The 13,704-nt window shown below is 44.5% G+C and carries 12 protein-coding genes; 9 read left to right on the top strand and 3 right to left on the bottom strand.

Annotation, left to right across the window (positions count from 1 at the left end; all coding sequences use genetic code 11):
- Positions 1-138: 138 nt before the first annotated feature.
- On the bottom strand, positions 139-411 hold the full coding sequence (rpsO, locus tag Q0413_RS00855; protein WP_005871877.1) for a 30S ribosomal protein S15: 273 nt from the start codon (positions 409-411) through the stop codon (positions 139-141).
- Positions 412-515: 104 nt separating this feature from the next.
- Here rpsO and Q0413_RS00850 point away from each other — a divergent pair, with 104 nt between their 5' ends.
- The 3 genes from Q0413_RS00850 to Q0413_RS00840 are packed head-to-tail and all read left to right on the top strand — an operon-like array spanning position 516 to position 2,210.
- Entirely contained in the window at positions 516-929 is a 414-nt protein-coding gene (locus Q0413_RS00850; protein ID WP_298986300.1) for an Rrf2 family transcriptional regulator, read from the top strand.
- Positions 926-1,978 carry a DHH family phosphoesterase gene (locus Q0413_RS00845; protein ID WP_298986297.1) on the top strand — a complete coding sequence of 351 codons (1,053 nt, stop codon included), beginning with the start codon at positions 926-928 and terminating at the stop codon, positions 1,976-1,978. The genes Q0413_RS00850 and Q0413_RS00845 overlap by 4 nt, the downstream gene beginning before the upstream one ends.
- On the top strand, positions 1,968-2,210 hold the full coding sequence (locus Q0413_RS00840; RefSeq protein WP_297881153.1) for a hypothetical protein: 243 nt from the start codon (positions 1,968-1,970) through the stop codon (positions 2,208-2,210). The genes Q0413_RS00845 and Q0413_RS00840 overlap by 11 nt, the downstream gene beginning before the upstream one ends.
- 401 nt (positions 2,211-2,611) lie before the next feature.
- Here the strand turns inward: Q0413_RS00840 and Q0413_RS00835 are convergent, their stop codons facing one another.
- A complete protein-coding gene (locus tag Q0413_RS00835) occupies positions 2,612-2,773 on the bottom strand; it encodes a hypothetical protein (protein ID WP_298986294.1) in 162 nt (53 codons plus the stop codon).
- Between the two features lie 495 nt (positions 2,774-3,268).
- Here Q0413_RS00835 and dctP point away from each other — a divergent pair, with 495 nt between their 5' ends.
- A complete protein-coding gene (dctP, locus tag Q0413_RS00830) occupies positions 3,269-4,462 on the top strand; it encodes a TRAP transporter substrate-binding protein (RefSeq protein WP_298986290.1) in 1,194 nt (397 codons plus the stop codon).
- A gap of 939 nt (positions 4,463-5,401) precedes the next feature.
- Here the strand turns inward: dctP and Q0413_RS11175 are convergent.
- On the bottom strand, positions 5,402-7,669 hold the full coding sequence (locus tag Q0413_RS11175) for a molybdopterin-dependent oxidoreductase (RefSeq protein ID WP_366939616.1): 2,268 nt from the start codon (positions 7,667-7,669) through the stop codon (positions 5,402-5,404).
- A 394-nt stretch (positions 7,670-8,063) separates the two neighbouring features.
- Here Q0413_RS11175 and Q0413_RS00815 point away from each other — a divergent pair, with 394 nt between their 5' ends.
- From Q0413_RS00815 to Q0413_RS00795, 5 genes are read left to right on the top strand one after another with little or no spacing between them, the layout of a single operon-like run.
- Positions 8,064-8,663: a 4Fe-4S dicluster domain-containing protein gene (locus tag Q0413_RS00815; RefSeq protein WP_005871891.1), complete on the top strand. Its 600-nt coding sequence runs from the start codon at positions 8,064-8,066 to the stop codon at positions 8,661-8,663.
- Positions 8,660-10,633 carry a proton-conducting transporter membrane subunit gene (locus Q0413_RS00810; RefSeq protein WP_298986287.1) on the top strand — a complete coding sequence of 658 codons (1,974 nt, stop codon included), beginning with the start codon at positions 8,660-8,662 and terminating at the stop codon, positions 10,631-10,633. The genes Q0413_RS00815 and Q0413_RS00810 overlap by 4 nt, the downstream gene beginning before the upstream one ends.
- 10 nt (positions 10,634-10,643) lie before the next feature.
- Positions 10,644-11,573 (top strand): NADH-quinone oxidoreductase subunit H, encoded by a 930-nt coding sequence (locus Q0413_RS00805; protein ID WP_298986284.1) that lies wholly within the window; start codon positions 10,644-10,646, stop codon positions 11,571-11,573.
- A gap of 1 nt (position 11,574) precedes the next feature.
- Positions 11,575-12,219 carry a hydrogenase 4 membrane subunit gene (gene hyfE, locus Q0413_RS00800; RefSeq protein ID WP_298986281.1) on the top strand — a complete coding sequence of 215 codons (645 nt, stop codon included), beginning with the start codon at positions 11,575-11,577 and terminating at the stop codon, positions 12,217-12,219.
- A 2-nt stretch (positions 12,220-12,221) separates the two neighbouring features.
- Positions 12,222-13,703, top strand: a complete 1,482-nt coding sequence (locus Q0413_RS00795; protein ID WP_298021233.1) for a hydrogenase 4 subunit F — start codon at positions 12,222-12,224, stop codon at positions 13,701-13,703.
- The last annotated feature ends 1 nt before the right edge of the window (position 13,704 follow it).

The raw sequence follows: 13,704 nt of genomic DNA, 5'->3' as shown, positions 1-13,704 counted from the left end.
TTTACAAAATTCTCAAAAAATTCAAAAACTGAAAAAGTGTGGCTGTCTAAATTTAGGGTATAAAAAAAGCGTCCGCCGTTTGACGGACGCCGTGTATAAATCGCGGGGCGAAATAAACGCCACCGCGAGCAAAGGAGCTTATTTATCTCTTAAATTTAACTCGCTAACGAGCTTGGAATAAACTGCGTAGTCTTTATTTTTAAGATATTTCATCATTCTTTTGCGCTGACCTACTAGCTTTAGCAGTCCTAAGCGAGATGAAAAATCTTTCGGATTTGCTTGCAAATGAGTGGTAAGAAGCGTGATCCTCTCGGTAAGAAGCGCGATTTGCACCTCCGCAGAACCTGTATCTTTCTCTCTTCTAGCGAATTTCGCAACTATCTGTGCTTTTTGAGCCGTGTCTAAAGCCATGATGACCTCCTGATCGGTAAAATAGGAAGCGATTATACTTAATTAACCTAAATTTTTGCTTTCTTTGTGTAAAATGCACGCTTTGACACCAAAGGAGAAAATAAATGCTTTTTACTAAAGCAAGCGAATACGCCCTACTTTCAATGATCTGCATCGCTGGCAAGAATGAGTCTATGGATGTCGATTCGATCTCTAGCGAGCTTGGAATTTCACGCAGCTTTTTGGCTAAAATTTTACAAAATTTAGCTCGCGCGGGACTTTTAAATTCCTTCAAAGGCGCCAAGGGCGGCTTTGTGCTCGCGCGCAATGCGGATGAGATCACGCTAAGCGAGATCATCAAAAGCGCCGAAAGACGCAAGGCGACGGTATTTGACTGCACCGCCGAGGGGATCGACGCCTGCCCGAACGGTCGCACGCTATGCCGCGTCAATCTAATGTTCGGCGAGCTTCAGGAGAAAGTCGATGAGTATATGGATACGATCACGCTAGCAAACATCATCGGCAAAGAGCGCAAATGAAAATATATCACCTCAGCCACACCGATCTGGACGGCTACGGCGCGCAATTCGTCGTGGCGCACTATTTGACCGACGTGGAATTTTTCAACGCCAACTACGGCAAGGAGATAAACGAAAAATTTGAACTAATCCTTGAGCGTATTGATGAGCGGCTTGCCGCAGACGCAGACGAAAAAAGCCTAGTTTTAATCACCGATCTAAATTTACTGCCCGCACAGTGCGAGAAATTTAGCGGTGAACTGGCTCACCGCAACGCCCGCGTGATCCTTCTGGATCATCATCAAAGCGGACTTGAGTGCGCGAAAAAATTTCCGTGGTATTTCCTAGACTCTTCGCGCTGCGCTACGAAGATCACCTATGATTTTTTCAGTGCGATGTTCGGCGGCTCGCCGCGGCTGGATAAGCTCGTGCGCGTCGTAAACGCCGTGGATATTTGGCTAAAGGACGAGAGCGAGTTTGAGCTCGGCAAGGTCTGCCTCGGCATGGTCTCGGGCGCGAAAGAGATCAATAAGATCATGTTCGAGCGGGAGAGCAGGGATTATATCTTTTACTTGCTGGATAAAATTTTTAAATTTCAAGACGAGCCGAGCGCACACATCGCGCTAGATAGCGCGCTGCACGGCATAAAGAAAGAATTTTTTAAAGGCGAACGCGACGATACGCTAAGCAATCTCGTTTCGCATTTCGTAGTCGCCCGCCTAAGCGCGCAAAAGCAGCGCTTTGAGATCAGCTACCTCGATAAAAAGGGCATTTTGACCTACAATATCGGCAACGTAAGCGTCATCGGCAACGACTTTTTGACGCAAAACCCCGATGTCGATTTTTTCATCGACGTAACGAGCAAAAAAACGCTCAGCTTCCGCGCCGACGGCAAAATCGACGTTAGCGAAATGGCAAAGCTGCTCCTCGGCGGCGGCGGGCACGTAAACGCGAGCGGCGGGATGTTTGCGGGCTTTAAGGACGCGAGCTCGTACGAAGCCGTAAAGGCGCAAATCGTGGATCTAATCGAGAAAAAAACTCAAATTCCAAAGGAAAAAGATGAAAAATAATGACGAAAAAATCGCCGAGCAGGACCTCATCTACGAGATTAATATCCTGCTTGACGCGATGCTGCTCTACGCGGGCGTGAAGCGCGAGCGGCTCGCTGATGCGGCGCAGCTGTATATCGAAAACATCGATACGGTGCTTGCGAACTCGGACGCTAGCGGCGCGGACGAAGTGATCGCCGTGGTCGAGTTTTTGCGTAGCAAACACGCGGAGTTATTTGAAAATAAGGGCTAGCTCGCGAAATTTTAAGCAAAATTTTGCGAGCTAGAATTTTACGAAGCGCAAACTATGCGGAGTAAAATTTCATCGAGCGTAAAAATTTATAGAGCGAAATCTGCGAGATAAAATTTTGCGAAATAGAATTTCTAAAATGCGGAATGCAGAATTTTGCGGACTTAGGCTTAAAATTTTAAAATTTAGCAGACAGGCTTTGCAAATAAAATTTTAAGGCATGGCAGTTGCAGAATTTAATTTTAAAATTTTATGCTGTCAAACAAGAGCAAAATTTCAAGGCTTAGAATTTACGCTAAGAAATTCCGCACAATAGCAAATTTAAAATTTTAAGTGCATTTTGCGGCACGGAATTTTGCAAAAAATTTTAGACAACGCGGGGCAGCTCTGCGTAAAATTCTAATCTAGACTTCGCGCGGAATTTCAAAAACTCCGCGCGGAATTTTACGCTCAACTAAGGCGCAAAATTCAAATATAAAGGCGCACTCTCCGCTTACCAGTGCGGCGCAAAGAGTGCTGATCGTGAATTTTAAATTTAAAAGCACGATTCCGCCGTCTAAGATCAAAGAAATGGCGTAGCGTCTAAGCTTGCCGATAATGACAAAGCTCGCTTTGAAAGAAAAAGAGAATTTTATCTGCAAAAGCGCAGAAATGGCATTTTAAGATACTTTTGTCATTTCTAAGAGAAAAAGATCCGCGCTGGAGGCTTTTAAGAAAGCGCGCTTGATAAAATATTATCGCTAGATATGACGCAGGTGCGGTAACATCCGAACATGGCGAAATTAAACGAACGCGGCGCTCTATCGTCGCAAAGCCAGGTATCGTAAAATAAAAGCTTGGGCGGGGCGCTTAGAAACAAAATATCGCGAAATAAGACGTCTGCAAAGCAAGGTGCCTATAAGATGAAGCGTCGTAAAATAGAATAGAAAGCAACGTGTCAATAAAATAGACACCGTGAAGCAGAATTTCGTAGCAGTAACGCAGAACACGATTAAATTTTAAGCAGACGTCGCGCTAAATTTTGAAATTTTATGAATTTAAAACTTTATGAAAGGATAGAAATGAAAAAGATTTTTTTGTTTGCATGTCTCATGCTTTTGGGCTCGCAGCTTTTCGGCGACGATAAGGTATATCGCCTAAGACTTGCTAGTACGTGGGAGGCGACTACGCCCGTTTTGGGCGCTGCTGCTGAGGATTTTAAAAACTATGCCGAAAGCCTTAGTGGCGGCAGGCTTCAGATCCGCATCGATACGCCGAGCAAGCACAAGGCAAGCTTTGGCATATTCGACTTCGTCAAAAGCGGTCAATACGATCTAGGATATACTTCGCTTTATTATTATAAAGGCAAAGACGCCAAAACTATGCTCTGGACGGCAGTGCCTTTCGGTATGACTACCGATGAGCAGCACGCGTGGTATTACTATGGTGGTGGGCGAGAGCTTAACGATAAGATGTTCGCGCAATACGGCATAAAGACCTTTTTGATGGGATCTACCGGCATGCAAATGGGCGGCTGGTTTAAAAAAGAGATCAACTCAGTCGCAGATCTGCAAGGGCTTAAATTCCGCATACCGGGGCTAGGCGGAGAGGTGATGAGCAAGCTGGGTGCCACTATAAACACGGTGCCTACGGGCGAGCTATTTATGGCGTTAGAGATGGGCACGATCGACGCGGTCGAGTGGGTAAGCCCTGTCTATGATATGCCACTTGGATTTCACAAAGTGGCTAAATACTACTACACAGGCTGGCAAGAGCCTATGGGAGACTGCCAACTGCTGGTAAATCAAAAGGCGCTAGAGAAGCTGCCTGCGGATCTTCAAGCGATCTTAGAGGCTGCAGCAAGACTTGCCGGCGAGAACTTCCAAAATAAGGGCTTTTACGAAAACGCTCGCATTTGGGCGGAGCTAAAAGCGCAGTTTCCGGATGTGCAGGTGCGCGACTTTCCTGCGGACGTGATAGCTGCACTTAAAAAAGCAACGAATGAAATCTTAGACGAAGAAGCGGCGAAAGATCCGATGTTTAAAGAGATCCTAGACAGCCAGCGCGCGTTTTTGAAAATCGGTAGAGAATGGAATAAAATAAGCACCGTAGCCTACATAAATAACGTAAGCGGCATCGCGGGCGAAAGTGCAGTAAATCCAATCTCCGTAGGCTCTAGCGGTACGACAAACTCAGATTCTGCAAGCAGCGAAAATCACGGCGCTGCGAGCGATTCTAACGCGACTGACAGCAAAAATTTAGGAGCGACAAAGTAAAGCAGCGGGCGCTATGAGCGATAAAAATTAAGGCGCGACGAACAGACCGGCACAATAAGTAGCTCAGGCGCGACAAGCGGCAGAAATTTTAACTATTTTTGCATAAAGTAGATGGAATTCTGCCGCAGCAGCTTTGGCGCAATAACTTCAATGCCGGAGCCCAGTTCATAAATCTCATCCGCAAGCAGGCAGCAGCTTTGGCGCAATAGCTTTAACATCGCAAGCAGCGCTATCTAGCGCAGCAAAGGGCTCCCGCGTGAAATAGAACGCCAAAAACACGCGATAAAACAAAATTCTAAAAATTATGAATTCCAAGCACGACGGAATTCGGAATTTTAAAATCAAAATTTATGGATTTCGGACAGAGCGCGAAACTACTCCGGTTATGCTAGAAACCGGCATTTGCGACCATTAAGACTAAAAGCCGCGTCTAGCGCTTTAAAAGCCTATGAGCCTTTTGCATTTATATATTAAAATCACAAAATCGCATTTGCGTTATCAAAATTACAGCGCTACTTGACAATATAGGCTAATTCGCATAAAATCAGCCTACGCGCGTTAAAATTTAATCAATAATGTAATTTGGTAAGATTTGCCGCGATAAAATAGCCTTATTATCATGCTTATCTTTAAAATTTACTCCATTGCGCCGCTCTGATTAAGACCAAATTTATTAGGATTTGATAAATCACGAATGCCCGGTCTCTGCCGCCGCATCTATTAACGCAATAGCAGATAAATTTCACACCATCCTATCGATAGTGCGACCACGCAAAGATGCGTATTTGAAGTACCGCAGAATTTATTGAATTTTTTAAATTTTTGATCTTTAAAATACTGCAAGACGGCTAAATCGCTAAAATTTCATATTATTTGAATTGATTGTTAAAAAGTAGATTCGGAAGCATAGCCCCCGAATCTACGGATAAGATTAAATTCTTAGAATTTAATCGGATGGTGGTGGAAGTCGTCGTAAACGACTTTATTGGTTTGAAACTTAATGCGCTTAAGCTCGCGGATACGCAAAAATTCCTCTTCATCGATCTTTTTAATCTGAATCGCCGCCTTAAACGTAGGAGTTTTGGCGATTAGATCCCAGCCGCCGCTGGTTAGCTCGTTGCAGCAGCTCTCCCAGTAGTGATAAGACATCTGAATGATACCATCCATTATACACTCGGTGATGTCCGCCTTAATCGCGATATAACCGTAGCGGCTCCACGCGACGATAAAATCGCCCTGCGAAATTCCGTATCGCTCGGCAAGCTTCGGATTCATTTCCGCAATCGGTCCTATTGCATCGCCGCCCTGCTCGACGGTCTTAGAGCGCCTAGTCATCGCGCCTCCTGCGTACTCGTAAACCTTACGCGTAGTTAGAAGTTGGATCGGGAACTCCTCGTCGGTCTTCTCGTCCACGGAGCCCGCCATTACAGGATAATCTTTCGGCATATTCATATGCTTTGCGAACTCCTCTTTGGCGCTTTCGATCTTGCTCTTATCATCCACGAATAGAACTGGGACGAAATTTCCTTTACCGTCCGGGGTAAAGAATTTTTTATCAAGGTACAATGCAGGTCCGCCCATAGAATTCTCATCAGGGCACGGCCAGTGAAGTCCGTGGTATTTTTTGATGCGGTAATAGCTCATTCCGCCGTAGTTGTGTGGAGCTACCCTGCGCACCTCTTCCCAAATCTGCTCTGGAGATTGGAATGTGAAATAATCTCCTAGACCTAAACGTCTGGCAAGCTCGCAGATGATAGCCCAGTCTTGTCTAGCTTGTCCCGGAGGGGCAACTACAATCTCGCTATGCTGTACGCGGCGCTCGGCATTAGCATAAGTGCCCTCCTTCTCGCCGCTGCAAGCTCCGGGAAGCACGACATCTGCTTTGCGGCTCGTCTCGGTTAAGAAAATATCTTGGATCACATACATCTCTACCTGCGAAATCGCGCGCAAGAAGTGGTTTGCGTTCGGATCGGTCATAACCGGGTTTTCGCCCATCGTCCAGAAGAATTTTACCCTACCATCAAGAATTGCGTCAGGCACTTCGGTTTTATGAATGCCGATCTTGCCATTTAGATGACCTTTTGGTAAATTCCACTGGCGCTCAAACCAATCACGGGCACTTTCGTCGGTTACGGCTTTATAGCCGGTAAATACGTTAGGAAGCATTCCCATATCGCAACAGCCTTGAACGTTTTCTTGTCCACGGATCGGTAGATCGCCGCTTCCGAGCTCGCCCACATTGCCCGTTACGAGCATTAAATTTGAAATGTCGCAGACTGCGCCCACGCCGTGGTTGAAGTGAGTTACACCCATGCCGTGCGTGATAACCGCAGGTCGCGTAGTAGCGTAAATTCTAGCCGCTTTTCTAATATCCTCAGCGTTTAGCCTAGTGTATTTAGCTACGGCCTCAGGCGAATAATCCTTAACCGCCTCTTTTACATATTCAAAACCCTTGGTGTATTTATTAACGAATTCATGATTTACCAAATCCTCGTCGATAATAGCATGGATTAAAGCGTTTATAACCGGGATATTGTGCTCCGGCTCAAGCTGGAGGTGGATATCTGCGCGATTTGCGAATTCCGTCTTAACCGGGTCAATGACGATGAGTTTGGCGCCTCTGTTTAACGCTCTTTGAACGTGCATAGCTACGATCGGGTGACCATTTTCCGGGTTTGAGCCGATCATCATAATGCAGTTGCTGTGAGTTCCGATCTCCGTGAAGCTATTTGTAGCTGCTCCGTTACCGATTGTTTTGGCAAGACCTGCCACAGTCGGAGCGTGTCAAATGCGCGCGCAGTGATCGATATTATTCGTGCCTAAAATTCTAAGTAGCTTCTGCGCTACGTAGTTATCCTCATGCGTACAGCGTGCGGAATAGTTTCCGGCTATCGCGTCGGCGCCGTATTTTTCTTTAACTTCGAGCATCTTTTTAGCAACCAAATCAAGCGCTTCGTCCCAGCTAGCCTCGACCAAATCGCCGTCTTTACTGAATTTGCCATTCTTTTTACGAATTAGCGGAGTAGTAAGCCTATCTCTAGAGCCTACGTAATTCCATCCGTAATAACCTTTCAAACATAAACAACCTTGATTTACGGGGTTGTCGCTTACGCCGGCTGCGGATTTGATATAATTGTCTTCCGCAGTCAGCTCGATTTGACAGCCTGTGCCACAATAAGGGCATATGACCTTGCCTTTATTCGCCATATTTTCTCCTTTCGAAAATACTAAACATGCAAAATTACCATATATGCAATTTCGGCACAATTATATAAATTCTTACCTAAAATAAAATTGAAATTTTGTCTTAAGCTAAAAGAATTTTTTCAATTATAATTAGGAGTAAGTTGGGGTAATTTAAGTAGTAATTTAAATTTTAAAATATACTTTAATAGTGATATACTAGACTTTTAAAGCAAATAATCAACGAACCGGTTTAAAAAAGAAATTAGTTTTTAAATTTAAGCTTTGAAAGCAAATTTATCAAATAAATTCCAAATATCGTCAGATAAATGACGGAATTTTTTTACGGACTTAAATATAATTACACCAAAATTTTTAGTAAAAAATTTTTAAAATTCCTTAAGTCAAGGAGAAAGGTATGAAACAACATAAATTTGTAATCTGCGATTACAAACGATGTATCGGTTGCACGACGTGCATGGCGGCCTGTTACTCAAGTGCCTACGAGCGCGGCAAGCTTGCTAAATCGCGACTTACTGTGCTTAGACAGGCTTACGGCGTTATGCCTACGCAGTGCAGGCAGTGCGATGACGGACCATGCGCAAATGTCTGCCCTACCGGTGCGCTTCGCTTCGATAATAACTATATCGAATTACACGAAGAAATTTGCATCGGATGCAAGATGTGTACGCTCGCCTGTCCTTATGGCGCGATCAGCTCGAATGCCGAGCTTATGCCGTCAGTAAATTATGCGGTCGAGCCGAAGTATTATCTCGAGATCGAAAGCCAAGCGGGCGCCAAAAGCACCGCCATCAAATGCGATCTATGCAACGGACGCGAGAACGGTCCTGCATGCGTCGAGGTTTGCCCAACCAGCGCTATCATTATGATAGATCCTAAAGAAGGTAAGCATAAATTGGGCTTTGCGATAGACTACGATGCGGCTAATGCTTTTGCAAAAGACGTATTAAACGGCGAAATCAGTTGCGTCGCCAAAAAAGAAGGAGGCGCAAAATGATAAGCGTCTATACTTTATTTATCGTCAGTGCAGTAATTAGTATTCTTTTATACTGCGCTCCAAAAACTGCCGTTAAGGTGGGATTTGGATTAGGTGCTATCAGCTGTTTTTACGCGATGTGTCATTTCGTAGCCAATATGGGCGTAAGCGATAGCTTCGTTTTGGGCGGTACTTTCTTATATGCGCCAAAATTTGCTTTAAGTCCGCTTGGAAATTTCTTCAGCTTCGTAGTCGTTTTTATAGGCTTTGCAAGCAGCGTTTACGGTATGAGCTATGCTGAGGAATATATCGGAAAGGCAAATATTGGCGTTTTTGCATGTTTATTTAATACCTTCATCTTATCTATGCTTTTAGTCATCAGTGCGGATAATGTATTTTGCTTCGCTGTTTTATGGGAGCTTATGACGCTAATCTCGTCATTTCTAATCATAGTAAACGATGGCAAAGGCACGCTCAAAGCCGTTATGGTATATCTAGGTATAGCGCAGATCGGTGCATTTTGTATCACCTGTGGATTACTTATCATTGCAAACTACGCAGGCAGCTTCGAATTTGCGGAGTGGGGAAAAGTAAATATGCCGATGGGCGCTTCTGTAGCAGCATTCATCTTGTTTTTGGTCGGCTTCGGCTCAAAAGCGGGAATGTGGCCTTTTCACGTTTGGCTACCGCAAGCTCACCCTGCGGCTCCATCAAATGTCTCTGCGCTAATGAGCGGCGTTATGATTAAAGTAGCGCTCTTTACGCTTGTTAAATTTACGTTATTTTTGCCGCTAAGCATCTATTTTGGACTTGCAGTTTTGATCCTAGGAGCAGCCAGCTCGCTTTTCGGCGTTTTATACGCGTTGTGCCAGCACGACTTTAAAGCGCTTCTTGCGTACCACTCGGTTGAAAATATCGGCATTATCTTGCTGGGTCTTGGCACTGGAATTTACGGCGTCGCAGCAGGCAATGTAACACTAGCCGCAGTCGGATTTTTAGCAGGCTGCTACCACGTAGTAAATCACGCGATATTCAAAGGCTTGCTATTCTTATGTGCAGGCTCTGTAATCCACGCTACTCATACGCAAAATATGGACGTGCTAGGAGGGCTAGCTAAAAAAATGCCTCTAACTGCGGTCGGTATGTTTATCGGTATCATGGGTATCGCAGCGCTTCCTCCAGTAAATGGCTTCGTCTCAGAGTGGTTTACCTATCAAGGAATGCTTCAAGGCGCTAAGGAAAGCGGAATTTTCATTAGATACGCTTTCTCGCTAGCAGTAGTCGCACTTGCGCTTACGGGCGTTTTGGTCGGTATGCACTTAAAACTATATGCGGTAATCTTTGCAGGAACCCCAAGAGATGAAAAAATTTGGGAGAATGCAAAAGAAAGCCCTCTTGGAATGGTTTTAGGAATGATCATTTTGATGATAGGTTGCGTGGGATTTGGCGTAGGCGCACACTTCATAGTCGATTACATCATGCAAGCGGTAAATTCTATCACTTCCAATAGAGAATTTGTCGCAAGCCTAGGTGCTTCGTCAATCACTTCACCTTTGGGAAGTATCGTTTCAACTCCTCTTATTGCAGTGATTTTGTGTTCTACAATGCTGCTTCCGTTTATCATCCTAGCGGTTATGAAAGCAAATCGCGACAAACCTCGTGAGACAGATCCTTGGGCATGCGGTTTTAAATATAGCCCTCGCATGCAGATGACCGGCGGTCCTTTTACCGGCGATTTAAGAAAGATTATGGACTGGTTATTTAGAGGTCATAAACGCAGAATAGAGCAAAACGGCTACTTCGGACCGATCGAGTATCACAACCACCCACAAGACATTTGGTGGACGATGATTTATCAACCGGTAATCGATTGGAGTAAGAAGATCGCCGATAAGATAGGAATTATTCAAAGCGGCTATGCAAATTTATATACGCTTTACATCCTAATCTATCTTTGCGCGATACTGGGCGTCGGATATTTCTTGATCTAGGAGGTTTAAGATGCAGACTATACAAACTATATTTTTAATGATATTTCAAGTCGCGGTTATCGTCCTAGTCGCTCCACTCTTCGACGGTATGGCTAGAAAACTTCGAGCCAAACTTCAGTCGAAACAAGGAAGCGATTTTTTCCAGACTTACCGCGATATTATTAAGCTTTTTAAGCGCGGCAGAACCGTTCCTGCGTGCAGCCACTGGGTATTTAGATGGGCGCCGTTTTTCCTTTTCGCTACTTCGGCAGCGATTTTGGCGGCTATTCCTATTACATACAGCAAAGATACTCTTTTCGGAGCGTATTCGGATATTTTCGTTATCCTATATCTAGGCGCGCTTTTGCGCTTCGTATTCGGTGCGGCATCGCTAGATAGCGGTAACCCTTTTGCGGCAACCGGCGGTGGACGCGAGCAGATGCTTGCCGTTTTTGTCGAACCTGTGATGATAATGTGCCTAATCGTAGTAATGATGGCTGCGGGAACTTCAAATTTAGTTGATATTCAGGGGATGGTACGCAGCGGTCAGATCGGCTATCAAATTCCAAGCTTTGCCGTCGCCTCGATTGCATTTTTATGGTGTATGTATGTCGAGACCGGCAGAAAGCCATTTGATCTTGCCGAAGCCGAGCAAGAGCTTCAAGAAGGACTTTTGGGCGAATACGCAGGCAGCGATCTCGGCTTAGTGCAAGCGGCGCTTATTTTGAAGCAATTTGCGATGATCGGATTATTCCTAACGATATTTGAGCCGTGGAATTTTAGCAATCCGCTTTTAGCGATCATAATCTTTGTGCTAAAAACCGGCGTATTTTACGTAGCAGCCGTTTTCATCGACAACTTTGGACCACGCTTCAGAATGACTTCGAGCATGCGCAAAATTTCATGCGGCGCTCTTGCCATTGCTTTTGCGGCATTAACGCTTTACGTAGTAGGATTTTAAGATGAATAGTATTGATATTTTAGCAATTTGTATGATAATAACGTCACTCGCGGTATTCGGACTTAGAAATTTAAAACTTTCGATCGGAATTTACGCGATTCAGACGCTACTTTTGGTAAGCATATTTTTTATGCTGTATTCTAACTTCAATGCGCCGCAGCTTAGAATTTGGGCGATAGTGGCGTTTTTTACGAAGGTCATTTTCGTGCCGGGAATTTTATTTTGGCTAGTTAAAAAGCTGGATGTGATCAGCGAGGATGAGCCGGTAGGCGGCTTTTTCGTAAGCCCCGTTATTGCGATGGGATTTTCGCTAGCGATTGCGATGACAATCAATCCGATCTTGCTTAAATTCTCTCTTATTCAAGAAAGAATCGTTCTAATAGCGGCGGTAACCGTATTTATGATGGGAATTTTTGGCTTCATGCTAAGAAATTCTTTCATCAAGCAAATTCTAGCCTACTGCCTCTTTGAAAACGGCATCCACCTAAGCCTTGCGCTTATGGCTTACAACTCTCACGAGCTAGTCGAGCTTGGAATTTTAACCGATGCAATCTTTGCGGTTATTATTATGAGCGTTTTGGCGATTAGATTTTACAAAGCTTATGACGGACTTGATACGTCTAAAGCTTCGAATTTAAGGGGTTAATGATGAATAGTTTAGCTTTTATATTAATTTTTCCGTTGCTCGGAGCGCTGATATTATTCTTATGCCCTAAGAATTTCAAGCTCCTAAGCTCGCTACACGTTTTGATTTCTGCAGTTACATCCGCAGGACTACTCTGTAACGTAGGCAAGCTTATCAGCGGCAATGCCGAGGCGTTTTATGCATACGATAAATTCCTATTCCTAGATAGCCTAGGCTGCGTATTTTTAGTGCTAATCGCCGTAACGGGCTTTTTGGTAAATTTATACTCCACCACCTATATGAAATGGGAGATACAGGGCGGCCATCTGGATCTTAGCGATCTTAGAAAATACTATGCGCTCTGCCACGTTTTCGTTTTTACGATGACGCTTAGCGTTATCTGCAACAACGTCGCGTTTATGTGGGCTGCGGTAGAGGCTACTACGCTAGCATCGGTATTTTTGGTCGCTATTCATAAAGACAAAAAATCTACCGAGAGCGGTTACAAATATATAGTTATCTGCTCGATCGGCTTAGCGTTTGCGCTTTATGCGACCGTTTTACTATATGCGGCTACATTCAAAATCACAGGCGACGGCGAGGCTTCGATGCTTTGGACGAGCATTATGGATAATGCCAAAAATTTAAACGGCGATGCTGCTAAGCTTATCTTTATATTCGCTCTAATCGGCTTTGGAACCAAAGCAGGACTTGCTCCTACTCACACTTGGCTTCCTGACGTTCACGCAGAAGGTCCGGCTCCTATTTCAGCCTTGCTTTCGGGCGTACTTTTAAAATGTGCGATGCTAGCGATATTTAGATATTACGCTATCACAGCTCAAGCTGTAGGCTTTGACTTCGTTCAATCCGTGATGTTAATTTCCGGTACGATCACGCTATTTATAGCAGGAATTTTCCTCGTTCGCCAACACGACGTAAAAAGGATGTTTGCTTACCACTCGGTCGTTCATATGGGTGTTATTGCATTTGCACTAGGTATCGGCGGATATTTTGGCTTGCTTGCCGCGATCTTTCACTGCTTAGCTCATAGCTTTACTAAGGCTCTTGCATTCTGCTCTACCGGTAATATCGCTAGAATTTATGGTCACAAAGATATGTCTAGAATGGGCGGTATGGTAAAAATCGCTCCGCTTACTACGATAATGTTTGGTGCTGCGGTCTGCTCGCTCGTAGGTGTTCCTGCGTTTGCGATATTCGTAAGCGAATTTAACGTTTTCAAAGGCGCGATAGCCAGCGGTCAATACATAGCCGTAGCATTATTTGCGATCGCGCTCGTAATTATTTTCATTGCGGACTTCGCACACTTTAATCTAGCGAGCTTCGGTACGCCTAAAGGTGAAGTGGTTTATGCTAAAGAGATGAGCTTGTTTGAAAATTTACCGCTAATCTTGCTTTGCGCTTTAGTGATAATTTTCGGCGTATGGCACGTAGGTGATTTTTGGATGCTCGTCGAAAACGGCGTTAGAATAATGATGAGAGGTTAAA

The organism is uncultured Campylobacter sp. (assembly GCF_938045465.1).
Lineage (GTDB): Bacteria > Campylobacterota > Campylobacteria > Campylobacterales > Campylobacteraceae > Campylobacter_B.
The sequence above is the reverse complement of the archived record's forward strand: the minus strand, read 5'-3'. Positions and strand labels throughout refer to the sequence as shown.

Coding starts and splice junctions, on each gene's coding strand:
- Q0413_RS00810 (WP_298986287.1), top strand. CDS start 8,660: ATGATAAGCGTCTATACTTTATTTATCGTCAGTGCAGTAATTAGTATT.
- Q0413_RS00805 (WP_298986284.1), top strand. CDS start 10,644: ATGCAGACTATACAAACTATATTTTTAATGATATTTCAAGTCGCGGTT.
- Q0413_RS00815 (WP_005871891.1), top strand. CDS start 8,064: ATGAAACAACATAAATTTGTAATCTGCGATTACAAACGATGTATCGGT.
- Q0413_RS00795 (WP_298021233.1), top strand. CDS start 12,222: ATGAATAGTTTAGCTTTTATATTAATTTTTCCGTTGCTCGGAGCGCTG.
- rpsO (WP_005871877.1), bottom strand. CDS start 411: ATGGCTTTAGACACGGCTCAAAAAGCACAGATAGTTGCGAAATTCGCT.
- Q0413_RS00845 (WP_298986297.1), top strand. CDS start 926: ATGAAAATATATCACCTCAGCCACACCGATCTGGACGGCTACGGCGCG.
- Q0413_RS00850 (WP_298986300.1), top strand. CDS start 516: ATGCTTTTTACTAAAGCAAGCGAATACGCCCTACTTTCAATGATCTGC.
- hyfE (WP_298986281.1), top strand. CDS start 11,575: ATGAATAGTATTGATATTTTAGCAATTTGTATGATAATAACGTCACTC.
- dctP (WP_298986290.1), top strand. CDS start 3,269: ATGAAAAAGATTTTTTTGTTTGCATGTCTCATGCTTTTGGGCTCGCAG.
- Q0413_RS00840 (WP_297881153.1), top strand. CDS start 1,968: ATGAAAAATAATGACGAAAAAATCGCCGAGCAGGACCTCATCTACGAG.